Origin of the sequence: Crossiella cryophila (assembly GCF_014204915.1) — a bacterium.
In the GTDB taxonomy this organism is placed as follows: domain Bacteria; phylum Actinomycetota; class Actinomycetes; order Mycobacteriales; family Pseudonocardiaceae; genus Crossiella; species Crossiella cryophila.
Window position 1 is genome coordinate 858622 of sequence record NZ_JACHMH010000001.1, and the last position, 25828, is coordinate 884449.

A 25828-nucleotide genomic window follows, 5' to 3' on the forward strand; every position below is an offset into this window, starting at 1 on the left:
CAACGACGCAGCACACCCACGGGTGGTTCCGTGTGCGGGGGAAGTGTCTAGAGCAGGCCGTCGATGCTGGCCGGGGGTCCGGGCTTGGCGAAGAGCCAGCCCTGGCCGGAGTCGCAGCCGATGGCGCGCAGGCGTTCGGCCTGGGTGGTGGTTTCCACGCCTTCGGCGGTGACGGTCAGGCCGAGGGCGTGTGCCAGGGAGACCAGGGTGGCCACGATCTGCTGGTCGACCTCGTCGCCCGCCGCGGCGGCGCGCAGGCCCTCCACGAACGAACCCGCGATCTTGAGTTCGTGCACGGGCAGGTGGCGGAGGTAGGCCAGGTTGGAGTAGCCGGTGCCGAAGTCGTCGATGGCGATGCGCACGCCCATGTCCGACAGCGCGCACAGGGCGTCGAGCGGTTCGGCCGCGTTGCCCATGATGGCGCTCTCGGTCAGCTCGAGCTGGAGCTTGCCGGGTGGCAGGCCGGACTCGGCCAGGATCCGGGCCACGTCGCCGACCAGGCCTGCGTCGCGGAGCTGGCGGACGGCCAGGTTCACGCTGACGAACGGGGCGGCGGCGCCGAACTCGTCGATCCAGCTGCGGGCCTGGCGGCAGGCCTGTTCCAGCACCCAGCGGCCGAGCGAGACGATCAGGCCGGTCTCCTCGGCCAGTTCGATGAACCGGTCGGGGCCGAGCCTGCCGAACTCCGGGTGCTGCCAGCGGACCAGCGCCTCCACCCCGACCACGGCGGTGTCGGTGAGCCGGACCAGCGGCTGGTAGTCCACGTAGAACTCGCCGCGCTCCAGCGCGGCCGGCATGGTCGCGGACAGGGTGAAGCGGGCCACCTCGCGGGCGTTGCGCTCGGAGTCGAACAGCGCCCAGCGGCTCTTGCCGTCGGCCTTGGCCCAGTACAGCGTGATGTCGGCGTCGCGCATCAGGTCGGCGGGGCAGGCCACGCTGGTCGGCCGCTCCACGATGCCGATGCTGGCCGAGATGGACAGCTCGTGCCCGGCCACCTTGATCGGTTCGACCAGTGCGTCCAGCACCTGTTCGGCGACCGCGATGACCTCGTCGTCGCCGGTGGTGCCGTCGAGCAGGATGACGAACTCGTCCCCGCCCATCCTGGCCACCAGCCTGCCGGGGCCGGAGACGCAGTCGTCCAGCCGCCGGGCCACCGCGACCAGCAGCTGGTCGCCGATGTCGTGGCCGAGGCTGTCGTTGATCACCTTGAAGCCGTCGAGGTCGAGGTAGCAGAGGCCGATCCGGGCCTGCGGCTCCTTGCGGGCGAAGGCGGTGGCCAGCTCGTCCAGGAACAGCGCCCGGTTGGACAGCCCGGTCAGCGGGTCGTGCAGGGCCTGGTGCACCAGCCGGGTCTGCAGCAGGTGCCGGTCGGTGACGTCCTCGATCATCGCCACCACGTACCGCGGCGCGCCCTGCTCGTCCCTGATCAGCGAGACGGTGATGTGCGTCCAGATCTCCTGGCCGTCCCGCCTGGTCAGCCGGGAGTCCAGCCGGACGTGGTCGCGGGCGCCGGAGGCCACCGAGGCGCACATGTCCCGCAGGTCGACCCGGTCCTGCGGGTAGAGCACGTCGTGGCCCTTGCGCTGGCACAGCTCCTCGAGGGAGTAGTCCAGCATGTGCTGCAGGGAGGCATTGGCGTCCAGGAAGCGGCCGTTGGTGTCCAGGATGCCGATGCCGATGGCGGCCTCGGTGAACACCGCGCGGAAGCGGGCCTCGCTGGCCCGGCGGGCGTGCTCGGCGGCGTCCCTGGCGTCCAGCACCGCCTGGCGGATCGCCTCCTGCTCGTCCAGGGTCCGCTCGCGCAGCGCCTGGGCGTAGCCCGCGGCCAGCGCGCCCTGCAACGCGGCGATCCTGGCCTGTAGTCGCTCGTCCGGCTCCACCCGCAGCTCGCCGAGGAACTCATCACCCAGCAGGGCGACGGTGCGGCTCAGCGTCTCGATTCCGGTGAAATGGGCCTGGACGAGCTGGAATCCGATCTCCCGCGCCGGGGTGGCCCGGAACGGATCCGCGAACAGCGCCTGCACCAGGCGCTCGGTGTGCGCGAGCAGCAGCTGCTCCGTCTCGGCGAGGCCGAGGGAGACATAGCTGGTACCGGCGATGGCGCGGACCCAGCTTCGGGCGAATCGCGCACAGGCCTGGTGGGTTCGGTCGGCGCCGTCAGTCACCAGCAGCCTTCCAGGGCGGAAAGAATCGCTGTTCGTCGCACTCATACCCATCGCCCGACCGCGGCACACAAACCAGACTGTCCGGGTCGCCCGCTGTCCTCCTGGGTCCAGTTTGCCGTGGTCAAGGTCGTCGAGACGAGCCCCTCATCAACAAATCCGAAGCTGACCGGCAATTCCATGACGTGGCGCACACTCGCGAAGATCAGCGAAGTGGGAGCGGGTCGGCACATCGTCCTGATCCTCTCACTCGTCACCTGCGGGGATCATCGCTGATGGGGGTAATAACTCTACGATAACGCGACCAGTGGCGACACTCCGCCACCGCGGCCGGAAAAGACGGGTCAAGTTCCCCTGACGCGTGGCTGGAGCCAACCCTTCCGCGCAGTTCCGTATCGGTTCGACGCCACGAAGGGTAGCGGTGTCCCGGGCCCGCAGAAAGCCCGAAAACCCGGGAATGATTCCCATCTCAGTCGTTTCCGCTGGCCACATGGTCTAGACCTTCTGGCCGACCGCGGCGAAGCCGGCGAAAACTGCCGGATCCCCCTCGTACGGGGCTGCCGGGTCGGGCCGCCACAGCGGCAGCCGGACCAGTCCGGGCTCGACCAGCCGCGCCGGTCCGAACAGGCCCGCGACCTGGTCAACGGGTCGCATGGTCAGCGCACTGCCCGCCCGGCGGTAGAGCTTCTGGTGGAACTCGGCCTGCTCGCCGACCCCCTCCAGGCAGGCGTGCGAGAGCACCAGGAAGCTGCCAGGCGCCACCGCGTCCAGGTAGTGGCGGACCAGTGCGGCCGGATCGGCCTCGTCCGGCACGAAGTGCAGCACCGCCACCATCAGCACCGCGACCGGCTGGGACAAATCCAGCAGGGCCTTGGTCTGCGGCGCGTCCAGCACCCGTTCGGGTTGTCGCAAGTCGGCCTGGACGATCTCGGAGAAATCGTTACCCGCGAGCATGATTCGGCTGTGCGCTACGGCAACCGGGTCAATATCGACATAGACCACCCGGCAGTCCGGGTCGAGTTCCTGGGCCACCTCGTGCACATTGCCCACGGTCGGTATTCCGGACCCGATGTCCAGAAACTGGCGTATCCCGGCTTGTACGCAGAACTTCACCGCCCGGCGCAGGAAGGCCCGGTTCGCCTGCATGATCATGGGCAGCTCCGGCCAGTCCTCGATGGCCACCCTGGCCAGCTCCCGGTCCACCCCGAAGTTGTGCGAACCGCCCAGGTAGTAGTCATAGACCCGGGCCGCGCTCGGCCTGCTGAGGTCGATTCCCGGTGGCACCCAGCCGTGTTCCTGTTGCACCGCGCCTCCCCGGTTCAGGCCTTGTAGGCGACGCCGGTGAACCCGCTGAGCTGCTCCGGCGAGCCCCAGTACTCGTCGTCGGGCTCCGGCCGCCACTGGGTCATCTGGCTCAGTCCCGGCGGCAGCAGCTCGCAGTCGCCGAAGTAGGTGAGCACCCGCTGGTGCGAGCGCATGAAGATCCGGCTGCCGGTGCGCTGGTAGAGGTCCTCGTGCTGGGCGGCCCGCTGCGGCGCGCCCTCGCTGCTGCCGTGCGAGAGCACCAGGTAGCTGCCGGAGGGCACCGCGTCCAGGTAGCGGCCGACCAGGCCGGCCGGGTCCTCCTCGTCGGCGATGAAGTGCAGTACCGCCACGAACAGCACCGCGGTCGGCTGGGACAGGTCGAGCAGCTCCCGCACCTCGGGCGAGTCCAGCACGTCCTCGGGTTTGCGCAGGTCGGCCTGGATGACCGCGGTGTTCGGGTTGTCGCTGAGCATCAGCCTGCTGTGCGCGACCGCGATCGGGTCCACGTCCACGTAGGCGATCCGGCAGGCGGGGTCGAAGGCCTGGGCGATCTCGTGCACGTTGCCGACGGTGGGGATGCCGGAGCCGATGTCCAGGAACTGCCGGATGCCCTGGGTCAGGCAGAACTTCACCGCGCGGCGCAGGAAGGCCCGGTTGGCGCGCAGGGCCGCCGGCAGCAGTGGCCACTGCTCGATCGCCTGCCGCGCCTGGGCCCGGTCCACCGCGAAGTTGTGCGAGCCGCCGAGGTAGTAGTCATAGACCCTGGCCGCGCTCGGCACGGTGAGGTCAAGCTCGCCCGGCGCCCAGTTCGGGCGTTCCACAGTCCGCTCCCCTGTCCGGTTCGGGTGACCAGCGAGCATACGACCAGACGAAACTCACCGGTGCCGGTTACCTGGCGAACTACCGCCGGACGTTGAACGACCACTCGAATGGCGGCACGATCATCGCCGTGGACAACGGGTGGTGGCTGCTGGGACCGGGTATCGGCGGGTTCGTGGTGGCACTGGGGGTGCTCGGCTTCGGCATGCTGCGGCGCAGGCAGGCAGTGGTGCTCACCGGCACCGTGCTGCTGGCGATGGGGGCGTTGCTGCTGGTCGGCGGTGGTTTGCTGGTGGCGGATCCGAAGGCTGGGCTGACCGAGGCGCTCAAGACCGGCGGCCTGGGCGCGGGTTCGGTGGTGGCGCTGTACGCGCTCTGGCTCAACGACCGGCGGCGGCAGGTGGAGGAGCAGCGGCAGCGGCTGGACACCAGCCGGGCCGAGCACGACCGGGAGCGGGTCAGCGACGAGCGCTTCGCCAAGGCGGTGGAGCTGCTCGGGCACGAGGCGGACCAGGTGCGGGTGGGCGCGCTGCACGCGCTGGCAGGCATCGCGCGCAGCCGCCCCGAGTACGCCCAGACCGTGCTGGACATCTACTGCGCCTACCTGCGCCGCCCGTTCGAGATGCCGGATGAGAAGAAGGGCGAGTCCCGCTACTCCAGGGAGGGCGAGGTGCGGCGCAGCGCGCAGCAGCTCATCCGGGACCTGCTGCCCAAGACCGGCGCCGACGGCCCGCGCTACAACCTGGACCTGATGGGCGCCACGCTGAGCAGGCTGGACCTCAGCGGCAGGCTGGTCGGCGGGATGCGGATCCAGGACGCCACCCTGCACCGGGTCACCCACCTGGACGGGGCTGAGTTCCACGGCAACGTCTACCTCACCAGGGCCACCTTCAAGGGCCCGCTGAACTGGGACGGGGCCCGTTTCCACCGCCGCTGCGGCCTCGGCGGGGTCAGCTGGGCGCAGCGCCCCGACCCGGCGAAAGCGACTTTCAGCACCCCGGACCAACCCTGCGGATGACCCATCAGGGGTGGGTTTTCACTACAGTCGGGTCACAACGGTGCGTGTCGGGTGGACCACGAGAACGAAAGAAGGACTGCGGCCATGCTCGAAGTGTTCGGGATCGTCGCGATGATCCAGGGCTTCGGCGGGCTCATCGCCAAACAGGTCGGTGGCGAGGGCTGGCTGTTGATGCACATGGTCCCCGAGCACCTGCAACTGCTCACCGGCCTGTCCCTGGGCCTGCTCGGCCTGGTCCTGCTGCTCACCGCGACCAGCCGCAGGCGAGCCACCAGCCCGTAAGCGAGAAGGGGAGGGACCAGGCGGCCCCTCCCCTTCCCAGCGTGCGAAGAACTCAGTCGAACAGCGCGTGCAGCGTGCCCTCCCAGGCGGTGCGCAGCTCGTCCAGGCCCACCGTGAACTGGCCCTGGACCTGCACCGCCTTGGACTCGGTGTCCACCACGCCCACCCGGGTGCAGGGCAGCTCGCGCGCCTTGCACATCTCGGTGAACCGCAGCTCCTCGCTGCGCGGCACCGCGACCAGCGCGCGCCCGGCGGACTCGGAGAACAGGAAGGTGAACGGGTCCGCGCCCTCGGGCAGCACGATCCGGCAGCCGCTCTCACCGATGATCGCGGCCTCCACCACGGCCTGGATCAGACCGCCCTCGGAGAGGTCGTGCGCGGCGGAGAGCATGCCGTCCCTGGAACCGGCCACCAGCACCTCGGCCAGCACCCGCTCCCGCTCCAGGTCCACCGTCGGCGGCTGGCCGCCCAGGTGACCGTGGACGTGGTTGGCCCACTCCGAGCCGCCGAACTCGTCCTTGGTCTCACCCAGCAGCAGCAGGGTCTCGCCGTCCTCCGCGCCCAGGCCGGTGGGGGTGCGGCGGCTGACGTCGTCGATCACGCCGAGCACGCCGACCACCGGGGTGGGCAGGATCGCCACCGAGCCGGTCTGGTTGTAGAAGGAGACGTTGCCGCCGGTGACCGGGATGCCCAGCTGCTTGCAGCCGTCGGCCAGGCCGCGCACGGCCTCGCTGAACTGCCACATCACACCGGGGTCCTCGGGCGAGCCGAAGTTGAGGCAGTTGGTCACCGCGTACGGGGTGGCGCCGGTGGCGGCCACGTTGCGGTATGCCTCGGCCAGCGCGAGCTGGGTGCCCGTGTAGGGATCCAGCTGCACATAACGGCCATTGCAGTCGGTGGAGATGGCGACCCCGCGGCCGGTTTCCTCGTCGATCCGGATCATCCCGGAGTCGGCGGGCTGGGCCAGCACGGTGTTGCCGCGCACGTAGCGGTCGTACTGCTCGGTGACCCACTTGCGGCTGCACAGGTTCGGCGAGGCGATCAGCTTCAGTAAGGTCGCCCGCAACTCCTCGGCCGAACCGGGTCGCGGCAGCGAGTCCGGCACGTCCGCGATCAGCGCGTCCTGGGTGGCCGGGCGCTGGATCGGGCGCTGGTACACCGGGCCCTCGTGCGCCACGGTGCGCGGCGGCACGTCCACCACGGTCTGGCCGTTCCAGGTGATCACCAGCCGGTCGCCCTCGGTGACCTCGCCGATCTCGGTGGCGATCACGTCCCACTTGCGGCAGACCCGCAGGAACGCCTCGACGTCCTTGGGCTCGACCACCGCGCACATGCGTTCCTGCGACTCGCTGGAGAGGATCTCCGCAGGCGACATCCCGGTCGCCCGCAGCGGCACCGTCTCCAGGTTCACGTGCATGCCGCCGTCACCGGCGCTGGCCAGCTCCGAGGTGGCGCAGGACAGCCCGGCGCCGCCGAGGTCCTGGATGCCCACCACGATGCCCTCGCGGAAGAGTTCCAGGCAGCACTCGATGAGCACCTTCTCGGTGAACGGGTCGCCCACCTGCACGCTGGGCAGCTTCTTGCGCCCTGACCCGGACTCGTCGCCGGAGAAGCTGTCCGAGGCGAGCACGGACACCCCGCCGATGCCGTCAAGGCCGGTGCGCGCGCCGAAGAGCATGATCTTGTTGCCGGTGCCGGAGGCGTGCGCCAGGTGCAGGTCCTCGACCCGCATGGCGCCCACGCACAGCGCGTTGACCAACGGGTTGCCCGCGTAGGTCTTGTCGAAGACGACCTCGCCGCCGATGTTGGGCAGGCCGAGGCAGTTGCCGTAGCCGCCGACCCCGGCCACGATCCCGGGCAGCACCCGGCGGGTGTCCGGCGCGTCGGCCGGGCCGAAGCGCAGCGGGTCCATCACCGCGAGCGGGCGGGCGCCCATGGCCAGGATGTCCCGGACGATGCCGCCGACCCCGGTGGCCGCGCCCTGGTACGGCTCCACATAGGACGGGTGGTTGTGGCTCTCCGCCTTGAAGGTCACCGCCCAGCCGTCGCCGATGTCCACCACACCGGCGTTCTCACCGATGCCGGCGAGCATGTGCTGCTTCATCTCCGGCGTGGTGGTCTTGCCGAAGTAGCTCAGGTGCACCTTGGAGGACTTGTACGAGCAGTGCTCGCTCCACATCACCGAGTACATCGCCAGTTCGGCGTCGGTGGGGCGGCGGCCGAGGATCTCCCGGATGCGGGTGTACTCGTCGTCCTTGAGGCCGAGTTCGCGGTAGGGCTGCGCCAGATCTGGCGTGGCCGCCGCGTGCTCGACGGTGTCCACTTGCTGTTCAGTCGTTGTCACGCCGCCACCAGCGAGTCGAGAACGGACAGGAACAGGCCGAGACCGTCGTCGGTCGGGCCGGTGAGGGCCTCGATCGCGTGCTCGGGGTGCGGCATCAGGCCGACGATCCGGCCGTTGGCGCTGGTGATGCCCGCGATGTCGTCGAGCGCGCCGTTGGGGTTGCCGCCGACGTAGCGGAACACCACCCGGCCTTCGCCCTCGAGTTCGTCCACAGTGGACTTGTCAGCGACATAGCGGCCCTCGCCGGACTTCAGCGGCACCAGGATCTCGGCGCCCTGCTCGTACCGGGAGGTCCACGCGGTGGTGTTGTTCTCCACCCGCAGCCACTGGTCCCGGCAGACGAAGTGCAGTCCGGCGTTGCGGACCAGCGCGCCGGGCAGCAGCCCGGCCTCGCACAGGATCTGGAAACCGTTGCAGATCCCCAGCACCGGCAGACCCTTGGCCGCGGCCGTGACGACCTCGCCCATCACCGGGGCGAACCGGGCGATCGCACCAGCGCGCAGGTAGTCCCCGTAGGAGAACCCGCCGGGTACGACCACCGCGTCCACCCCGCGCAGGTCCGCGTCGGCGTGCCACAGCGGAACGGCTTCGGCCTCGGCGTAACGCACGGCGCGCAGGGCGTCGACGTCGTCGAGGGTGCCGGGAAAGGTGATGACCCCGATCCGGGGGCTCATGACTCGATCCGGCGGACGGTCCAGTCCTCGATCACCGGATTGGCGAGGAAGGTCTCGGCGATCTTCGCGAGAGCTTCGTCGTCGACGTTGTCGTCGACCTCCAGCTCAAAATGCTTGCCTTGGCGGACGGAGGCGATGCCATCAAATCCGAGACGGGGCAGCGCATTCGCCACCGCCTGTCCTTGCGGATCGAGGATCTCCTGCTTGGGCATGACGTCGACGACGACTCGGGCCACGCGAATGCTCCTGGATTTTGCCGGGAAGCGGGACGAGAGGAGCCTACCTGACCTGCTTGTTCACTCCGCGCGCTCGATGCGTTACCGCTCTCACCCGGCGTTCGCTCTGCGCGAGATCGGTCGCGGGCCGCGCGTTGGTCCAGCAGGGTGTGGGCATGCGGATTCTGGTACTGGGCGGGACGATCTTCCTTTCGAAGGCCGTCGCCGAAGAAGCGTTGCGACGTGGGCATGAAGTGGTCTGCGCGGTCCGCGGGGTCTCTGGGCAAGTGCCGGCCGGGGCGGTCACCGCGGTGGTCGACCGGAGCGCGCCGGAGGGGTTGTCGGCACTGGCCGGGGAGCGCTTCGACGCGGTGGTGGACGTGGCGAGGATCTCCTTCCCGTGGGTGCGGGACGCGCTGGAGAAGCTGGCCAAGACCACCGCGCACTGGACGTTCGTCTCCACCATCAGCGTGTACGCGGACAACGCGACGCACGGCCAGGGCACGGACGGGAAACTGGTCGAACCACTCATCGACGACGCGGCCGGGCTGCCCACCGCCGAGGTGGGCGAGCGCTACGGCCGGATCAAGGTGGCCAGCGAGAACGCGGTGCGCGAGGTCTTCGGCGAGGACGCGTTCATCCCGCGGCCAGGGCTGATCACCGGACCGGGCGATCTTTCCGACCGGTTCGGGTACTGGCCTGCCCGGTTCGCCCGCGGCGGCCGGGTGCTGCTGCCGGATGTGCCCGGCCTGCCGTTCCAGCACATCGACGCCCGTGACTTCGCCGCCTGGATCGTGCTGGCCGCCGAGGCGCGCCTGGGCGGCACCTTCGACGCGATCAGCACCCCGTCCTCGCTGCCGGAGTTCCTCGGCGAGATCCGGGCGGCGGTGGGCACGCCGATCGAGCCCGCGCTGGCCGACGAGGCCAGGCTGACGGAGCTGAAGGTGGCGCCATGGGGCGGACCGCGCTCGCTGCCGCTGTGGCTGCCCGCGAACTACCAGGGCATGGCCTCGCACCAGGCCCAGCCCGCACTGGACGCGGGCCTGACCATCCGGCCGGTCGCGGAGACCGCGCTGGACACCCTGGCCTGGGAACGCGAGCTGGGGCTGGACCGGGTGCGCAAGGCCGGGCTGAGCGCGGCCGAGGAGGCCGAGGTGCTGGCACAGCTCTGAGCGCGGGCCCGCCCGGCCGATGGGGGTCGACCGGGCGGGCCGTGTCTCAGCACAGTCGGAGCCTCAGAGCAGGTTGCCGATCTTCTGCGCCACCAGGTCGATGCGCACGCCCTGGTTCGGGCAGCCGCCGAAGTGGTGCAGGCCGATCACCTTGTGCGTGTTGCCGGAGAGCACCGGCGAACCGGAGGAGCCGCCCTCGGTGTCGCACATGTAGGAGATGTCGCTCTGCGGGCTGCTGCCGTTCACCCGCACCGCGCGGACCTGGCAGTTGCCGCTCGGGCTCTGGTCGTCCTTGAGCGAGAGCTTCTTCAGCTTGCCGGCCGGGTGACCGATCACGTACATCCGCTCACCGACCGCGGGCACCCGGACGTCCAGCTCCAGGAAGCCGAAGCCGGAGATCGCGGCGAAGTTGTTGACCTCGAACAGGGTGTAGTCCAGACCCGCGTCGGTGCTGAGCACCTTGGCGGCCAGCACCTTGGTCGGCGTGCTGGTGGTGCCGTTGCAGGTCGGGCACTGGTAGTTGAACCACATCTCGATGCCCGCGGTGCTGGTGAAGCAGTGGTTGTTGGTCAGGGACCGGTTGTTGGGCCCGACCCGCCAGGCGGTGCACAGCGAGGAGCCGTTGCGCAGCAGCTTGGCCACCGGCTTGGTGCGGGCGAACTCGGTCGGGTTCGAGGTCTGGTAGCAGGCCACGTCCTGGTAGTTGTTGGTGCCGCAGATGCTGCGGGTCTGCTTGTCCTGCACCGCCTTGAACTCCGCCGGGGTGAAGCCGCGGGTCAGCTTGTCCACGGTGGCGGTGGAATCGGGCGAGGCCGGGCCGCCGTCCTTGCCGGACAGGGTCAGCACCGCGGCCTCGCCGGTGACCGACATGGCCCAGAACCCGGTCGCGTCCGGGCTGGCGTCCAGGTCGTCAACGCCGGTGTAGGTGTAGCTCTCCCGGCCGCTGGGGTCGGAAATGCGCAGCACATCACCGGATCGCAGTTTCAGGCCGGTGACGTGTGCCTTGACGTAGCCGGATTCCGCGCGCCGCAGGGTCAGCGCGCCCTCGCCACCGGCAATTGTGTGCGCCACGTTTTCCTCGGCGCCGACCTTCTCGTCCTGGGGCACACTCGCCGCGGCTGCCGGGGCCGGGGCGGAAAATCCGAACGAGCCCGCCGCCGGGATGGCCATGGCGGCAACCAGGAACAATTTCGTAATTCTGTTCATACGCACCTCACCGCAGGGTTGGGAGGGGACGATCTCGATCGTCCGGTGCGGTGATTGGCGCCGTCACTCGTTCAAGCGCCGTAATTATCCGGCGTTCAGCCCACGACGTTCGGCGATACGGCCCAGACCGGGGTCTGCATATGTCCCACCGAACGCGCCCAGCGCCAGCGCGCCGCTGATCGCGCCGAGCACCGCGCGGGCCGGTTGCGGCCGGGACAGCTCGGCCGCGTCCACCGCGATCCGGACCAGTCCGCCACGCCGCCCACCGCGCAACGCCGCCCGCGCCCACAGCTCGCCCCGGCCGACCTCGTGCACCCGGCCCCGGTGCAGCACCCCGGTGCGCAGGTCGTGCACGCCCGCGGCGTCCGCGCAGACCTCGAACCCCCTGCGCCGCAACGCCTGCACCGTGCCGGCGGAGGCCAGCCAGCTCGGCGGCGCGAAGCACCTGGTGCGCAGTTCCAGACGGTCCAGCACCGCGGTGGCGGCCAGCAGCCGCAGCCCGGCCTCGTGCGCCGGCAGGTCGGCGAACTCGGCCCGCCGCCAGATCCGGCCACCTGCCCAGCTGGCCGCCGGGGCCAGCCTCGGCAGTGGCAGCCGGGCCCCGCTGGGCTGGGCCACGTGGTCGAAACCGTGCAGCACCAGGGCGTCCCCGGCCTGCTCCCGGGCCCTGATCCAGTCCAGCACCGGCGAGTCCCTGGTGGGGCGCTCGCTGTTGGGTTTGGGGGTCAGCAGCAGGGACAGCGGCAGGCCGCGCCGGTCCAGCGCGGCGGCGAACGCGGCGCAATCGGCCAGGGTCGCTCGGCCGATGCCCGAGAGCGAGACGAGCAGTCTGGGGCGCATGACCCTATTGCGCCATGGCCGCGTGACCACGACCTGCCGCTGAGGTTGCGCGCAGGCGCAACTCTGCTTAAGCCTCCGGGGACGGCCAGTCGGCCAGCGAGCGGCCGGTGATCCGCTCGTACGCCTCGACGTAGCGGGCCCTGGTCGCGGCCACCACCTCGGCCGAGAGCGGAGGCGGCGGGGTGTCCGAGGCCCGGTCCCAGCCGGAGGCCGGCGAGGTCAGCCAGTCCCGCACGTACTGCTTGTCGAAGGAGGGCTGGACCTGGCCGGGGGTGTACCCGTCGGCCGGCCAGAACCGGGAGGAGTCCGGGGTTAGCACCTCATCGGCCAGCACCAGCTGCCCGGCCTTGTCCACGCCGAACTCGAACTTGGTGTCGGCCAGGATCAGGCCCCGGCTCTCCGCGTGCTCGGCCGCCCGGCCGTAGACCGCCAGGGTCAGCTCGCGCAGCTGCTCGGCCTGCTCGGCGCCCACCGTGTCGACCACGGCGGCGAAGGAGACGTTCTCGTCGTGCGCGCCGATCTCGGCCTTGGTGGCCGGGGTGAAGATCGGCTCCGGCAGCCGGTCGGACTCGACCAGACCGGCAGGCAACTCGACCCCGCACACCGCGCCGGTGCGCCGGTAGTCGGCCAGCCCGGAGCCGGTCAGGTAGCCACGGGCCACGCATTCCACCGGCGCCATCGCCAGCCGCCGGACCAGCAGCGCGCGGCCGCGGACCTCGGCGGGGATGCGCGGATCGTCCCAGGCCACCACGTGGTTGGGCACCACGTCGGCGAGCAGCTCGAACCAGAACACGCTCATCGCGGTGAGCACGCGCCCCTTGTCCGGGATGCCGTTGGGCAGCACGAAGTCGAAGGCCGAGATCCGGTCGGAGGCGACGAACAGCAGGTGCTCGTCGTCGACGGAGTACAGCTCACGAACCTTGCCCGCGGCGATCAGCGGGTAGTCGGCGAGGGAGGTCACGGCCTCACCCTAGGCAATGCACCGCACGTGACCTGCGTCGCACCACAGGTGTCAAGAACCGACAGACCGTGGCATCATCTCGGTAACAGTTTTCCGCCACCTTCTCGGGGACAGTTCGGCGGACTCGGGATCGCCCAGCTCGGGGGCTGGGCGATCCTTTTTATTGCCGGACCATCGCGATCGCCAGGTCCAGCACCATCGCTTCCGGCACCGCCTCGCCACGCAGCCGCCGCTGCTCGAAGCCCAGCACCAGCGCGCGCACGCCCAGTGCCAGGTAACCGGCCCGCCGCTCGTCCACCACCAGGCCGCGCTCGTCCCGGCGGCCGGTCAGCGATTCGGCGAACTGGCGGTCCGAGCGCACCGAGATCTCCCGTAACCGGGTGCTGACCACCGGATCGCTCTGCGCCAGCCCGGACAGCTCGGTCTCGAAGGCCAGCAACGGCGCGGCGTCCTTGGCATCGGCCGCGCGCAACCGCCCGGCCACGTAGACCGCGATCACCTGTTCCAGCGAAAGTCGTGGATCGCTGAGCTGTTGCAGGTCGGCAATGACACGTCGGTGAATGTCCTCGATGACCGCAATCAACAGGTCGCGCTTGCTGCCGAAAATCGAGTAAATGGCGCCGGTGGTGAGGCCGGCCCGGCCCGCGATCACGCCAAGGGAGGCCCCGCGATGCCCTTCCTCGACGATGACTTCCCTGGCTGCTTCCAGTAGCGCGGTGCGGTTTCGGGCCTTCCCCTCCATCCGTGCGACCAAAGTTCACTCCCCAGTGACCCCGACGTGTTGTCTCGCGAGTCATTCTCAGGGGCGAATGTGCCTAATGCCCCGGTACTTAGAGGGTTCCGAAGTACCGGGGCGGCAGTTCTGCCGGTCGAAACCGGACTCAGAGGATGGCGCCGGGGCTGTACTTGGCCGCCTCCGGGTAGCGCGCCACCACCGCCTCGATCAGCGTCACCACCGCGCTGACCTGCGCGGCCGCCGCACCGGTGAACGGCAGCCGGTCGGCGAGCAGCGCGTCGAGCGCGGCCCGGTCCAGCGGCAGCCGGTCATCGGCGGCCAGCCGGTCCAGCAGATCGTTTCGTTCCAAACCTTCACGCAGCTCCAGCGCGGTGGCGACCGCGTTCTCCTTGATCGCCTCGTGCGCGGTCTCCCGGCCCACCCCGGCCCGCACCGCGGCCATCAGCACCTTGGTGGTGGCCAGGAAGGGCAGGTAGCGGTCGAGTTCGCGGCCGATCACCGCGGGGAAGGCGCCGAACTCGTCCAGCACGGTCAGGAAGGTCTCCAGCAGCCCGTCGAAGGCGAAGAAGGCATCCGGCAACGCGACCCGGCGCACCACCGAACAGGACACGTCGCCCTCGTTCCACTGGTCCCCGGCCAGCTCGCCGACCATGCTGGCATGCCCGCGCAGGATCACCGCGAAGCCGTTGACCCGCTCGCAGGAGCGGGTGTTCATCTTGTGCGGCATGGCCGAGGAGCCCACCTGACCGGGCTTGAAGCCCTCGGTGACCAGCTCGTGCCCTGCCATCAGCCGGATCGTCTTGGCCAGGCTGGACGGCCCTGCCGCCAGCTGCACCAGCGCGGTGACCACCTCGAAGTCCAGCGAACGCGGGTAGACCTGGCCGACACTGGTCAGCACCTGGCCGAACCCGAGGTGCCCGGCGACCGCGGTCTCCAGCCGGGCGAGCCGGTCGGCGTCCCCGTCCAGCAGGTCCAGCATGTCCTGCGCGGTGCCCACCGGGCCCTTGATGCCACGCAGCGGATAGCGCGCGAGCAGGTCCTCCAGCCTGCCGAACCCGGTCAGCAGCTCATCGGCCGCGGTGGCGAACCGCTTGCCCAGCGTGGTGGCCTGCGCGGCCACGTTGTGCGAACGCCCGGCCATCACCAGCTCGGCGTTCTCCGCCGACAGCGCACCGAGGCGGGCCAGCACCGCGACCACCCGGTCCCGCACGTGCTCCAGGCTCAGCCGGATCTGCAGCTGCTCCACGTTCTCGGTGAGGTCCCGCGAGGTCATGCCCTTGTGCACGTGCTCGTGCCCGGCGAGGGCGTTGAACTCCTCGATCCGGGCCTTCACATCGTGCCGGGTGACCCGCTCCCGCTCGGCGATGGAGGCCAGGTCGACCTGCTCCAGCACCCGCTCGTAGTCGGCAAGGGCACCGGCAGGCACCTCGATGCCGAGATCCACCTGGGCCCGCAGCACGGCCAGCCAGAGCTGCCGTTCCAGGACCACCTTGTGCTCGGGCGACCACAGGCGGGCCAGCTCGAGCGAGGCGTACCGGGAGGCCAGGACGTTGGGAATGCGCGGCTTGGTCGAGGTCACGTCTGGATAGCCTAGTTGACCAGCGCGTATATGAGCACGTGGCGGTCGGCACCCCCAGTGTCGACCGCCACGTGGCCGACGCTGAAGATCAGCGTCGGCCACTGTGAGATGTCCGCAACGAGCGGTTGGTTCCCGGCTAGTTCAGGTTCAGCCCCGGATTGGCCACCAACCGGATCAGCTGCTCGTCGGTGAGCGCCTCGGTGTGCTTGTCCACCGGGTTCTCGAACAACTGCACCACCGTGCCGTCGATGCGGAAGTGATAGACATTCAGGCCCCGCTGCACCGGCTTCGCTGGCTTCTGGCCGGGGGCGCTGATGGCCATGCTCATCTCAACGACGCCCCCCGCCTTGACCACCACGGTGCTGCCGTCTGGCTGCGGGATCCGGTCACAGCGGCGACGCTCCTTCACCGCGAGGTCGTCCTGCGGCTTTCCCTGCGCGTCGACCACCACCGCGCACTGCTCACGGAGCTGGAGCTGTTGCATGATCACGGCGTCCTTGCCGTAGATGTGCAGGTTGAAGCTCTGTTGCCCATCCGGAGCAGTGAACTTCACGGTGTTCGCGAGGTAGTCCCACTTGTTCGGCCCGCCGTACTGGTCGAACGTGGTGGCCGTCATCTGCACGTCCGGCTTGACCTTTTTGATGATCCCCGGCAGCTCGCGCTCCAGCCGCTCCTTCTGCCTGCTGAGGTCCACCTGTGGGTCGGGCACCTGGGGCAACACGCTCTTGGTCACGGTGGGCCAGGGCGTCGGCGTCGGCGCCGCGACCGAGATGCCGTCCGCCTCGCCCGGCAGCAGCAGGCTCACCGAGAAGGCGGTCGCGGCCACCGCCACGGTGACGCCGAGGCTGACCCCGATCAGGGCCCGCCGTCGCTTGTGCAGTTTGGCCGCGGTGTCGGCCACCCGGTCCGGGTCGAAGCCCAGCGGCGGCTCCGCCCCGCCGAGTCCACGCAGGTCGTCGATCAACTGGTTCTCTCGCATCACACGCTCCTCCCGGCGACTGGCACGTACTCGACGCCCAGCCGCTCGACGACCGCGCGCAGGGCGTCCAGCCCCCGCGCGGCCTGGCTCTTGACGGTCCCTTCCGAGCAGCGCAACGTGATCGCGGCATCCGTGATGGACAGGTCTGCCCAGTAGCGGAGGACCACGGCGGCGCGCTGCCGCGGTGGGATCTCGGTGAGCGCGCGCAGCAAAAGGTCCCGTGTCCCCGTGGCCGAGCCGGCCAGTGCGGGATCAAGATCGGTGCCGGGCTGGTCGGGCACCTGGCCGTCGCGGTTCTCGACGGTGCGCCAGGGTTTCCTTCGTTCGTCCAGCCAGCAGCGGAGCAGGACCTGCCGCGCGTAGTTGTCGACGGTGTTCTTCCGGTGCACCTTGGGCCAGGCCCGGTACATTTTGATCAACGCTGTCTGCGTCAAATCCTCCGCGAGGTGCCAGTCCGCGCACAACAGATAGGCCAGCCGCCGTAGCGACATGGCTTTCGCTCTGGCGAACTCCCGATAGCTCGCGTCATCCTCGGCTCGCATCCAGCGCCTCCCATCACCCAGATCCGCCTTTACTCACGGAGCGGGCCGGGAACAGGTTGCACGGTTTCAGCCGCGGCCGGGCAGGTTTGCCCGCAACATCCGGCGGGCGCCGTCCCTGGGGTCGGGGTTGCTCTCGATCAGCGCGTTCACCACCGCGCCGTCCACCAGCGCGACCAGCTCGTTCAGCCGCTCCCGGCTCACCGGGGTGCCCGAATGCGCGAACAGCTCGGTGAGCAGGGCCATCAGCTCCTCGCCGAGGCCGCGCATCAGCTCGGTGAGGAAGGGCCGCCGGGCGCTGCCGACCAGGCGTTCGTAGCGCAGCAGCACCGGCTCCAGGCCGCCGTCCCTGGAGGCGCGGCCGAGCAGCAGGTCCAGCATCAGCTCGACCAGGTCATCCGCGCACACCGGACCGTCCCGGTCGGCCAGCTCGTCCAGGCAGGTCCGGCCGAAGAGCAGCTCGGCCCGGGAGCTGTGCTCGATGGCGGCCGCCACCAGATCGTCCAGCGAGCTGAAGTAGTAGGTGGTGGAGGCCAGCGGCAGTTCGGCCCGCTCGGCCACCGCGCGATGCCGGATCGCGTCGAAACCCCCCTCGGCGAGCAGCGCGGCGGCCGCCTCGATCAGCGCGTGCCGCCTGCGCTCGCCCTTGGGCGTGCTCGCGGGATGTCTGCCGGGGATCTCGGACATAACCCGCGATCGTGCCAGAAGCGGGCTCAGAACACCTCGGAGAGCGCCTTGGCCAACCGTTCCAGATCAGCGGCATAGGGCGCGGTGGGCTTGCCCTTGGCCGGTTTGCTCTGCACGGTCAGCGGCCCGCCGTTGCGCGTGATCGCGGTGTAGCCCTGCGTGCTGCCGGGTTCGCCGAAGGCCTGGCCCTGGCGGCTCATCGCGCCCATGCCGGGCACCAGCACCACGGACAGCTCGCCGTCCGGGAGCTTCAGCGTGACCGCCCGTGCTCCCGGCGTGGTGCACAGCTCGGGCGGGCCCTGCTCGGGGTTGCGGGAGGCGACGGCCGGAAGCTCGGCGGCGAGGGCAGCTGCGAGCTTCCGGTCCGCCATCCCGCACCCTTCGGTGCCGCCGGCCGAGGGGCCGGCGCTCGCTGATGTTTCCCCCTGCTTGGAAACATCAGGCGAGGACTTGGAGGTGGGCCTGCCGGCGCCGGGGGCGCCGGAGTTGCCCGGGTCCGCGGTGGAGGCATCACCGCCGGGGCCGCGCAGCACGCCGCCCTCCGCCGTGGCCTCACCCGAGGACGCCGTGTTCGCCGCGGTCGGCTCCGGTCCGAGCAGGTTGGTCACCACCAGCGTGCCGCCGAGCAGCAGCGCCGCGCCGAAGGTCGATCCGGACAGGATCAGCCTCCGTTGCCGCGCGCTCGCCCGGTGCGAGGCGATGACCACGTCCTGCTCGTTGAAGGACGGCGGTGGCACCTCGCGCACGGCATCGCGGAGGGCGTCCGCGAGTTTGTGCTCGTCCACCTACATCCACCTCCTCGACCCGATGATCCCGCTCATGTGGCGGACCTCAGATCGTCCAGTGCGTCACCCAGCGCCTCCCGCAGGGCATCGAGCCCGCGGGCGGTCTGACTTTTCACGGTCCCCTCCGAACACCCGAGCGCCTTGGCCGCGGCCGAGACGTCCAGACCTTCCAGGAACCGCAACACGAGCACCGCGCGCTGACGCGGCGGGACCCGCCGCAAGCCGTCGAGCAGAGCCGACCTGGTGGCCACCGAGTCACCGACCTCCGGTGTGCTCACCGGGGTCTCCGGCAGCTCGTCCACGACGCGTTCGCGCCGCCACGGCCGCCGGGACTCGTCGATCGACGCGCGCACCAGCGTGCGTCTGACATAGGCATCCAGGGCACCCTTGTCCCTGACCTTGCGCCAGCGCCGGTGCAACGCGACGAACGCGGTCTGGGCCAGGTCATCCGCCCGGTGCCAGTCGCCGCAGAGCAGGTAGGCCGTCCGTCGCACCGCATCGCGCCTGGCGAGGAAGTACTCGGCGAACTCCTGCTCCTCGTGATGGTCCACGCGGAACTCTCCGCTCGTCTGCTTGCACCTACTGGACGAAACAACTGCGCACAACGGTTGCACGAGCCGGGCAGGAGATCCACGTCACCCCCCGCGTGTCCGAGCCCGCGAGCTGGGCATTCGCCGCTCGATCCGCGGCGGCGAGTGTGGTGTGATCGTATCGTGACCTACTCGGCTCCGATTGACCTGCGGTCGGACACCGTCACCAAGCCCGATGACCGGATGCGCGCGGCCATGGCCGCCGCCGAGGTCGGTGACGACGTCCTGGACCGCGACCCGACGATGCGCGCGCTCGAGGAACGCGCCGCCGACCGGCTCGGCATGGCCGCCGCGCTGTGGGTGCCCAGCGGCACCATGGGCAACATCATCGCGTTGATGATCCACCTCCGCCGCGGCGACCGCTTCCTGGCGGCCAAGGACGCGCACGTGCTGCAGAACGAGCTGGGCGCGCCGGCCTGGCTGGCCGGCGGCATGCCGACCGAACTGCCCTGCGAGCTGGGACCCGGCCGGATGTCGCCGGAGACCGTGCGCGCGGCGGCGGGCACCGCCGGTCCGTACTACTCGCTGCGCACCTCGCTGCTGTGCCTGGAGAACACGCACAACGCGGCCGGTGGCGCGGTGGTGCCGATCGAGGAGCACACCCGGCTGGTGGCCACCGCGCGGGCGACCGGCCTGCGGGTGCACCTGGACGGGGCCCGGATCTGGAACGCCGCGGTGGCCCTTGAGGTGCCACCGGCGGCACTGACCGTTGGCGCGGACTCGGTGCAGTCCTGCCTGAGCAAGGGCCTTGGCGCGCCGGTGGGTTCGGTGCTGGCCGGGTCGGCGGAGTTCGTCGAGGAGGCACGGCGGGTGCGCAAGATGCTCGGCGGCGGGGTGCGCCAGGGCGGGGTGCTGGCCGCGGCCGGGCTGGTCGCGCTGGAGCGGGTGGGCGAGCTGGCCGAGGACCACGCCAACGCCCGGCTGCTGGCCGACGGGCTGGCCGAGCAGGGCTGGCTGGTCCAGCGGCCGCAGACCAACATCCTGCTGGCCGGGGTGCCGGACCTGGACCTGGCGTTGCAGCGGCTGGCCGGCGCGGGTGTGCTGGCCACGCCGATGGCCGGGCAGGTCCGGTTCGTCACGCACCGGGATGTGGACCGGGCCGGGATCGTGGAGGTCCTGCGCCGGATCGAGAAGGAAGACGTGCTCCGCAACCAGACCGCGGCGCGATAGGGGAAGGGAACACATGTACTGGGTGGTTTTCGACTACGGCGAGGTGCTCAGCCGCAAGACCGCGGCGCTGCCCGCGCTGGCCCAGCAACTCGGCGTGTCCGTGGCGGAGTTCGAGCCCGCCTACTGGGCCGAGCGGGAGGCATATGACCGCGGTTGCCCGGACGCGCAGTACTGGCGGGCGGTGGGCGAGCGGCTGGGCGTGCCGGTGGACGAGGAGACCGTGGTCGCGCTGACCAAGGCCGACGGCGAGGGCTGGCTGGTCTTCGAGCCGGAGGCGGAGGCGTTGCTCGACGAGCTGCACGCGAGCGGGGTGCCGCTGGCGCTGCTGTCCAACGCGCCTGCCGCCTTCGGGCGTGCGGTGGAGCAGCGGGACTGGTCGGCCAAGTTCCGCACCCTGATCTTCTCCGGCGACCTGCACTACGCCAAGCCCGACCCCGAGATCTGGGCCGAGCTGGTGCGCAGGCTGGACGCCCGGCCGGAGCAGTGCGTGTTCTTCGACGACCGCCAGGTCAACATCGACGGCGCGCTGGCCGCTGGACTGGACGCCAGGCTGTGGGCAGGGGCGGCGGACGCCCGCGCCTACCTGGCCGGGAAACTCAGTGGATCTGGCGGTTCTGCTTCTTGACCCAGGCCACCGCGGTGGCCCCGACGAAGATCACGCCACCCACGATGGCCAGCCAGAACAGTCCCTTGATCAGGAACCCGATCACGGACAGGGCGATCCAGCCGACCAGCAGGATCCCGATGATCATCAACATAACGCTCTCCCCTCGCGAACCTCTCGGTCGATGAACGATCGAGCGGCCGACGGAGTTCCATCCGGCCTTTTGGGAATAATGGCCAGGTGAGCGAACCACGCTGGCTGAGCGAAGCCCAGATGCGTGCCTGGGTCCACTTCCTGGACGCCAGCCGCCTGGTGGAGGAACGGGTGGCCCAGCAGCTGCGCCGGGACCACGGCATCACGCACTTCGAGTACGAGGTGCTGGTGCGGTTGTCCGCGACCCCGCAGCGGCGGATCAGGCTGGCGGACCTGGCGGCGCAGGTGGTGGCCGCCAGGCCGCGGCTCACCCACGTCATCGACCGGTTGCAGCAGCGCGGCTGGGTGCGCCGGGAGGCGGTGCCGGATGACGCCCGCGGGTACTTCGCGGTGCTCACACCAGAGGGCTTCGCGGCTTTGGAGAGCTTCGCGCCCAGTCATGTGGAGACGGTGCGGGCCGCGCTGATCGACCAGCTCACCCCGGGGCAGATCGACGCGCTGGGCGATGTCATGTCGCACCTGTCGGTCAAACTGCGCTCGGACCGCGAGGGCGGTTGCGGCTGGCCGTCGGCGGGTGTGCGCGGCACCGGCACCGAATCCGGCTGATCAGCAGTCGTTGTACTTGGCCCCGATCGGCGGGAACTCCTGCAGGTCGGCCCACAGCGCGAGACAGCGCCCGTTGGGGTTGAACGGCGAGGCGACCAGGGTCACCACGAACTTGGCCACCGGCCCGCACAGCGCGTTGGCCGGGGCGGGCACGATCACGCTGCAGCCCAGTGAGACCAGGGTTTCACCGCCGGTCTTGGCCGCGTCGTAGAGGAACTTGGTCTCCTCCTTGGTGAACTGGTGCCGCAGGCCCTGCTGGGCGACGGACAGTTCGTCTCCGGAGAGCTGCTTGGTCAGGCTCGACCCTGACACGGACAACGTCATCACGGGCTCGGCGCTGGCCGGGGCGGACAGGCCGAGGCCGGCGACCACGGTGACCACGGCGGTGGCGGCCAGGCGGCGGAGGAAGGTCGAGGCGCGCATCCGTTCGTCCTTTCTGGACGGTGAGGGAAGGACGCCCCGACGCTAGGCGCGGGTTTTCCGCGGCTGCCGCCCCGTTGGTCGGGTATCGGCTATGTCCAGGGTCACAGCGTGGGCAGCCAGTTCCCGATGCGCTGCACGGCCTCGGTGATGGTCGCGGTGGCCGAGGCGAAGGAGAGCCGGACGAACCGGTTGCCGTGCACCGGGTCGAAGTCGATGCCCGGCACCACCGCGACCCCGGTGTCGGCCAGCAACTTCCGGCAGAAGCCCATCGAGTCCTCGGTGAGGTGGCCGATGTCGGCGTAGACGTAGAAGGCGCCGTCGGCCGGGGCCACCCGGTCGATGCCCAGTCCGGCCAGGCCGGACAGCAGCAGGTCCCGGTTGGTGCGGTAGCGCAGCACGTGCGCGTCCGCCTCGGCGTAGGACTCCTGGGTGAAGGCGGCCACCGCGGCGTACTGGGACAGCGCGGGCGGGCACAGGGTGAAGTTGCCGGTCAGGCAGTCCACCGCGCGGCGCAGTCCGGCAGGCAGCAGCAGCCAGCCCAGCCGCCAGCCGGTCATCGCGAAGTACTTGGAGAAGCTGTTGGCCACGATGGCTTCCCGCGAGGTCTGCCAGGCGCAGCCGAGCGGCTGGCCGTAGCTGATGCCGTGGTAGATCTCGTCGCTGACCAGCCGCACCCCGTTGGCCGCGCACCACTGCGCGATCCGGGCCAGCTCGGCCGGGTCCAGCCCGGTGCCGGTGGGGTTGGCCGGACTGGCCACGATCAGCCCCTTGATCGGCTGCTCCAGCGATTCCAGCAGCTCGACGGTGGGCTGGAACCTGGTCTCGTGCTCACACGGCAGCTCGACCACCTCACAGCCCAGCGCCCGCAGGATGTTGCGGTAGGCCGGGTACCCGGGCCTGGTCAGCGCGACCCGGTCACCTGGATCGAAGGCGGCCAGGAAGGCCAGCAGGAACCCGCCGGAGGACCCGGTGGTGACCACCACGTCCTCCGGGCTGACGTCCAGGTCGTAGCTGCGCCCGTAGTGCCCGGCGATGGCACTGCGCAGCTCCAGGATGCCGAGCTGCTCGGTGTAGCCCAGGGTCTGCTTGGCCAGCGCCTCGGCCGCGGCCGCGCGCACCGGGGCGGGCGCGGGGCTGGACGGCTGACCGGCGGCGAGGGAGAGCACGTCACCGCGTTCCCGTTGCCGCTTGGCCGCCGCGGAGACCACGTCCATGACGTGGAACGGCGGGATGTCGGCGCGGGCTGCGACGGAGAACAGCGAGGTCGGCTGGGCCATGGCCGCAGCCTAAACAGCACCTAGTAGCCGCGGTAACCCGATCCGGTCTTGACTCCCACCACACCCGGCACGTTGGACACCGAGCCGTAGCGCTCCACCGAGTACCGGATCCCGGCGATGATGTTGTCCACCGGGTTCCAGATGTCCTTGTGGCCTGGCAGGGACCAGCGGTTGAAGGTCGGGTCGATGGTCTGCATCAGCCCCTTGGACGGGGTGCCCTTGGCCGCGTTGGAGTCCCAGTTGTTGATCGCCTGCGGGTTGCCGCCGGACTCCTTCTGGATGATCATCCAGATGTCGTTGGGGTTCATCTTGTCCACCGGGTAGCCCTGGGCCTTGAGGATCTCGACGGCCTGGTTGATCCACTCGGCCACCTGGCCCTGGGGCGCGGGTCCGCCGCCGGGCGGTGGGCCGCCGCTGGGCCCCAGGCCGCCGCCTCCGCCGGTGCCGCCGCCACCACCGCCGCTGGAGCCGGATCCGCCGCCGCTCTCTCGCGGGCGTTCGGCCGGGCGTTCCTCCTTCTTCGGCTCGGGGCTGGGCTGCCATTCGACCTTCTTGCCCGGCGCGGGCGCGAAGGGCTGGCCGTCGGGGGCGTCGAGCTTGGCGAACTTGGGTTCGGCCGACCGGCCGCGCAGCGCGCCCAGTGCGCCGCGCAGGGCTGATTCGGCCTCGGTGACCTTGGGCTGGGCGTCGGCGACGGCCTCCTTGACGAAGCCCTCGATCGCCGGGCGCACGTCCTCCTCCGGCTGGTTCCGGTTCTGCTGCCGGAACGCGCGCACCCGGCTGAGCAGGTTCTCGCAGATGGTGTTCACCGACTGCTCGGCCCCGGCCAGCGCGTCCGCGGCGGCCCGGAGATCGCCCGCGGCCTGGGTGAGGGTGGTCCGCGCGGCGGTGGCGGCGGTGTCGAACTTGCCCATGTAGCCGACGAAGCCGTCCGCGGAGCTGCCCTGCCAGGCGGCGTCCAGCCCGCTCACCGACTTGCGCACCGCGCCAGCGCACTCGCCAGCCTTGCCGGCGGCCTCGGTCCACCGGGTGGCGACCGCGCGGATGGCCTCCGGATCGCCGTTGACCTTGTCGCAGATGTCCGCGAGGGCCTGGCCGCCGGGCAGGCCTGCGACCGCGTCCCTGGCGCTCACCGGCGCACCCCGTCGGCGTTGGCGCGCTCGGTGTCCTCCACCGTGCGCTGCACCGCGTCCAAGGCCCGCTCGATCTTGCCGAGCAGCACCTCGGCCGCGTTGAAGTCCTCGTTCATCGACCTGTCGAGGGCGTCCATGGCCTGGGCGAACGCGCCGGAGTCGGCGAGTTTGCCGAACATGGCCGCGTTGCTCGCCGCCTTGGGGAAGCCGTCCCCGACTGCGCCGAACTGACCGGCCTGGCCTGCCACCGTGGTGCGGCAGCCCTCCAGCGCCTCCCGGTTGAACCTGACCATCCCCACACTGGGGAGGGTAGGACGTCAGCGGGCTGCCTGGGCTGCCTTCAGCGCAATGTCCGTTCGGTGGTGTGAACCGGTGAGGTGCACCCCGGCCACCCGCCGGTACGCCTCGGCGCGCGCGGCGTCCAGGTCGTCCCCGGTGCCGACCACCGACAGCACCCGGCCGCCCGCGGAGACCACCGCGCCGTCGTCCCGGCGCCGGGTGCCCGCGTGCAGCACGCCCTCGGCGTCCGCGCCGGTGATCACGTCGCCGGTGCGCGGCAGGCTCGGGTAGCCCTCGGCCGCGACCACCACGGTGACCGCGGCGCCCTCGGCCCAGTCCAGCTCGGCCTGCTCATCCAGCCTGCCCTCGGCCACCGCGAGCAGCAGACCCGCCAGCGGGGTGCGCAGCAGGGCCAGCACGGCCTGGGTCTCCGGGTCGCCGAACCGGCAGTTGAACTCGATCACCGACGGGCCCTCGGAGGTGACCGCGAGGCCCGCGTAGAGCACGCCCTGGAACGGGGTGCCGCGCTTGGCCAGCTCGTCCACCACCGGCTGGGCCACCGTGGTCACGATGGTCTCGACCAGGTCGGGGGCGGCCCAGGGCAGCGGGGCGTAGGCGCCCATGCCGCCGGTGTTCGGGCCGCTGTCGTTGTCGCCGACCCGCTTGAAGTCCTGCGCGGGCAGCAGCGCGCGCACGGTCCGGCCGTCGGTGAGGCAGAACAGCGACACCTCGGGACCGTCCAGGAAGGACTCCAGCAGCACCGGGTGGCCGCCGTCGAGCAGCCGCATCGCGTGCGCGCGGGCCGCGTCCAGGTCCCTGGTGACCACCACGCCCTTGCCGGCGGCCAGCCCGTCGTCCTTGACCACCCAGGTCGGGCCGAACCGGGCCAGCGCGGCGTCCAGCCGGGCCGGGTTGTCCACGATCTCGCTGTGCGCGGTCGGCACACCCGCTGCGGCCATGACCTCCTTGGCGAAGGCCTTGGAACCCTCGATCCGGGCGGCCTCCTTGGACGGCCCGAAGCAGGGCACGCCCGAGGCGCGCACCGCGTCGGCCACCCCGGCCACCAGCGGGGCCTCCGGGCCGACCACGACCAGGTCGGCCTTCCACTCCGCGGCCAGCGCGGTCACCGCGGCCGGGCTGGTCGCCTCCACGCCGTAGTTCTCCGCGACCGAGGCGGTACCCGCGTTGCCGGGGGCGCAGGCCAGGGCGGTCACCCCGGGATCACGGGACAGACCAAGCAGCAGGGCGTGCTCTCGGGCACCGGAGCCAATAACCAGGACGCGCACGGAG

28 protein-coding genes are annotated in these 25828 nt (G+C 70.7%); 6 read left to right on the top strand and 22 right to left on the bottom strand.

Annotated elements, in window-relative coordinates; genetic code table 11:
- Positions 1–47 precede the first annotated feature (47 nt).
- The 3 genes from HNR67_RS04145 to HNR67_RS04155 form a co-directional block, all read right to left on the bottom strand.
- Positions 48–2165, bottom strand: coding sequence for a putative bifunctional diguanylate cyclase/phosphodiesterase (locus tag HNR67_RS04145; protein WP_312986397.1), 2118 nt, complete (start codon positions 2163–2165; stop codon positions 48–50).
- A 492-nt stretch (positions 2166–2657) separates the two neighbouring features.
- Complete coding sequence (locus HNR67_RS04150) at positions 2658–3467, bottom strand: SAM-dependent methyltransferase (protein ID WP_185000797.1); 810 nt, start codon at positions 3465–3467, stop codon at positions 2658–2660.
- A gap of 14 nt (positions 3468–3481) precedes the next feature.
- Positions 3482–4288, bottom strand: a complete 807-nt coding sequence (locus HNR67_RS04155; RefSeq protein ID WP_185000798.1) for an SAM-dependent methyltransferase — start codon at positions 4286–4288, stop codon at positions 3482–3484.
- 92 nt (positions 4289–4380) lie between these two features.
- On the opposite strand from HNR67_RS04155, the gene HNR67_RS04160 reads away from it, so the two are divergent.
- Both HNR67_RS04160 and HNR67_RS04165 read left to right on the top strand, forming a co-directional pair.
- Positions 4381–5304: a pentapeptide repeat-containing protein gene (locus HNR67_RS04160; protein WP_185000799.1), complete on the top strand. Its 924-nt coding sequence runs from the start codon at positions 4381–4383 to the stop codon at positions 5302–5304.
- 84 nt (positions 5305–5388) lie between these two features.
- Positions 5389–5586, top strand: coding sequence for a hypothetical protein (locus tag HNR67_RS04165; protein ID WP_185000800.1), 198 nt, complete (start codon positions 5389–5391; stop codon positions 5584–5586).
- A gap of 52 nt (positions 5587–5638) precedes the next feature.
- On the opposite strand, the gene purL is transcribed toward HNR67_RS04165, so the two are convergent.
- From purL to purS, 3 genes are read right to left on the bottom strand one after another with little or no spacing between them, the layout of a single operon-like run.
- Positions 5639–7930, bottom strand: coding sequence for a phosphoribosylformylglycinamidine synthase subunit PurL (gene purL, locus HNR67_RS04170; RefSeq protein ID WP_185000801.1), 2292 nt, complete (start codon positions 7928–7930; stop codon positions 5639–5641).
- Positions 7927–8604 carry a phosphoribosylformylglycinamidine synthase subunit PurQ gene (gene purQ, locus HNR67_RS04175; protein WP_185000802.1) on the bottom strand — a complete coding sequence of 226 codons (678 nt, stop codon included), beginning with the start codon at positions 8602–8604 and terminating at the stop codon, positions 7927–7929. The genes purL and purQ overlap by 4 nt, the downstream gene beginning before the upstream one ends.
- Positions 8601–8840: a phosphoribosylformylglycinamidine synthase subunit PurS gene (purS, locus tag HNR67_RS04180; RefSeq protein WP_185000803.1), complete on the bottom strand. Its 240-nt coding sequence runs from the start codon at positions 8838–8840 to the stop codon at positions 8601–8603. Before purS ends, purQ begins: the two co-directional genes overlap by 4 nt.
- 155 nt (positions 8841–8995) lie before the next feature.
- Here purS and HNR67_RS04185 point away from each other — a divergent pair, with 155 nt between their 5' ends.
- A complete protein-coding gene (locus HNR67_RS04185) occupies positions 8996–9991 on the top strand; it encodes an NAD-dependent epimerase/dehydratase family protein (protein WP_185000804.1) in 996 nt (331 codons plus the stop codon).
- 63 nt (positions 9992–10054) lie between these two features.
- Here the strand turns inward: HNR67_RS04185 and HNR67_RS04190 are convergent, their stop codons facing one another.
- From HNR67_RS04190 to HNR67_RS04235, 10 genes are all read right to left on the bottom strand, one after another.
- Complete coding sequence (locus HNR67_RS04190; protein WP_185000805.1) at positions 10055–11179, bottom strand: trypsin-like serine peptidase; 1125 nt, start codon at positions 11177–11179, stop codon at positions 10055–10057.
- A gap of 102 nt (positions 11180–11281) precedes the next feature.
- On the bottom strand, positions 11282–12037 hold the full coding sequence (locus HNR67_RS04195; protein ID WP_185000806.1) for a DUF2334 domain-containing protein: 756 nt from the start codon (positions 12035–12037) through the stop codon (positions 11282–11284).
- Positions 12038–12104: 67 nt separating this feature from the next.
- Positions 12105–12998, bottom strand: a complete 894-nt coding sequence (locus HNR67_RS04200) for a phosphoribosylaminoimidazolesuccinocarboxamide synthase (protein ID WP_185000807.1) — start codon at positions 12996–12998, stop codon at positions 12105–12107.
- A 160-nt stretch (positions 12999–13158) separates the two neighbouring features.
- Positions 13159–13740, bottom strand: coding sequence for a TetR/AcrR family transcriptional regulator (locus HNR67_RS43400; protein WP_221489766.1), 582 nt, complete (start codon positions 13738–13740; stop codon positions 13159–13161).
- Between the two features lie 139 nt (positions 13741–13879).
- Entirely contained in the window at positions 13880–15313 is a 1434-nt protein-coding gene (purB, locus tag HNR67_RS04210) for an adenylosuccinate lyase (protein WP_185000808.1), read from the bottom strand.
- A gap of 136 nt (positions 15314–15449) precedes the next feature.
- Positions 15450–16292, bottom strand: a complete 843-nt coding sequence (locus tag HNR67_RS04215; protein WP_185000809.1) for a hypothetical protein — start codon at positions 16290–16292, stop codon at positions 15450–15452.
- Positions 16292–16834, bottom strand: coding sequence for a SigE family RNA polymerase sigma factor (locus HNR67_RS04220; protein ID WP_185000810.1), 543 nt, complete (start codon positions 16832–16834; stop codon positions 16292–16294). The genes HNR67_RS04215 and HNR67_RS04220 overlap by 1 nt, the downstream gene beginning before the upstream one ends.
- A gap of 66 nt (positions 16835–16900) precedes the next feature.
- Positions 16901–17518 carry a TetR/AcrR family transcriptional regulator gene (locus HNR67_RS04225; protein ID WP_185000811.1) on the bottom strand — a complete coding sequence of 206 codons (618 nt, stop codon included), beginning with the start codon at positions 17516–17518 and terminating at the stop codon, positions 16901–16903.
- A 26-nt stretch (positions 17519–17544) separates the two neighbouring features.
- Positions 17545–18303, bottom strand: coding sequence for a hypothetical protein (locus HNR67_RS04230; protein WP_185000812.1), 759 nt, complete (start codon positions 18301–18303; stop codon positions 17545–17547).
- A gap of 32 nt (positions 18304–18335) precedes the next feature.
- The gene (locus HNR67_RS04235) at positions 18336–18854 is read right to left on the bottom strand and encodes a SigE family RNA polymerase sigma factor (RefSeq protein WP_185000813.1); all 519 of its coding nucleotides are present in this window, start codon (positions 18852–18854) and stop codon (positions 18336–18338) included.
- Positions 18855–19016: 162 nt separating this feature from the next.
- Between HNR67_RS04235 and HNR67_RS04240 the strand changes: the two genes are divergently transcribed.
- Together HNR67_RS04240 and HNR67_RS04245 are read left to right on the top strand one after the other, a co-directional pair.
- A complete protein-coding gene (locus HNR67_RS04240; RefSeq protein ID WP_312986401.1) occupies positions 19017–20063 on the top strand; it encodes a threonine aldolase family protein in 1047 nt (348 codons plus the stop codon).
- A gap of 13 nt (positions 20064–20076) precedes the next feature.
- On the top strand, positions 20077–20688 hold the full coding sequence (locus HNR67_RS04245; protein ID WP_185000815.1) for an HAD family hydrolase: 612 nt from the start codon (positions 20077–20079) through the stop codon (positions 20686–20688).
- Here HNR67_RS04245 and HNR67_RS04250 read toward each other — a convergent pair.
- A complete protein-coding gene (locus tag HNR67_RS04250; protein WP_185011800.1) occupies positions 20660–20815 on the bottom strand; it encodes a hypothetical protein in 156 nt (51 codons plus the stop codon). The two genes, HNR67_RS04245 and HNR67_RS04250, sit on opposite strands and share 29 nt — an antisense overlap.
- Positions 20816–20907: 92 nt before the next feature.
- On the opposite strand from HNR67_RS04250, the gene HNR67_RS04255 reads away from it, so the two are divergent.
- A complete protein-coding gene (locus HNR67_RS04255) occupies positions 20908–21426 on the top strand; it encodes a MarR family winged helix-turn-helix transcriptional regulator (RefSeq protein WP_221489768.1) in 519 nt (172 codons plus the stop codon).
- Here the strand turns inward: HNR67_RS04255 and HNR67_RS04260 are convergent, their stop codons facing one another.
- The 5 genes from HNR67_RS04260 to purD form a co-directional block, all read right to left on the bottom strand.
- Positions 21427–21849: a hypothetical protein gene (locus HNR67_RS04260; protein WP_185000816.1), complete on the bottom strand. Its 423-nt coding sequence runs from the start codon at positions 21847–21849 to the stop codon at positions 21427–21429.
- A 101-nt stretch (positions 21850–21950) separates the two neighbouring features.
- Entirely contained in the window at positions 21951–23126 is a 1176-nt protein-coding gene (locus HNR67_RS04265) for a pyridoxal phosphate-dependent aminotransferase (protein ID WP_185000817.1), read from the bottom strand.
- Between the two features lie 20 nt (positions 23127–23146).
- The gene (locus HNR67_RS04270) at positions 23147–24259 is read right to left on the bottom strand and encodes a WXG100 family type VII secretion target (RefSeq protein ID WP_185000818.1); all 1113 of its coding nucleotides are present in this window, start codon (positions 24257–24259) and stop codon (positions 23147–23149) included.
- Entirely contained in the window at positions 24256–24558 is a 303-nt protein-coding gene (locus tag HNR67_RS04275; RefSeq protein ID WP_185000819.1) for a hypothetical protein, read from the bottom strand. The genes HNR67_RS04270 and HNR67_RS04275 overlap by 4 nt, the downstream gene beginning before the upstream one ends.
- 18 nt (positions 24559–24576) lie before the next feature.
- A complete protein-coding gene (purD, locus tag HNR67_RS04280) occupies positions 24577–25824 on the bottom strand; it encodes a phosphoribosylamine--glycine ligase (protein WP_185000820.1) in 1248 nt (415 codons plus the stop codon).
- Between the last annotated feature and the right edge of the window lie 4 nt (positions 25825–25828).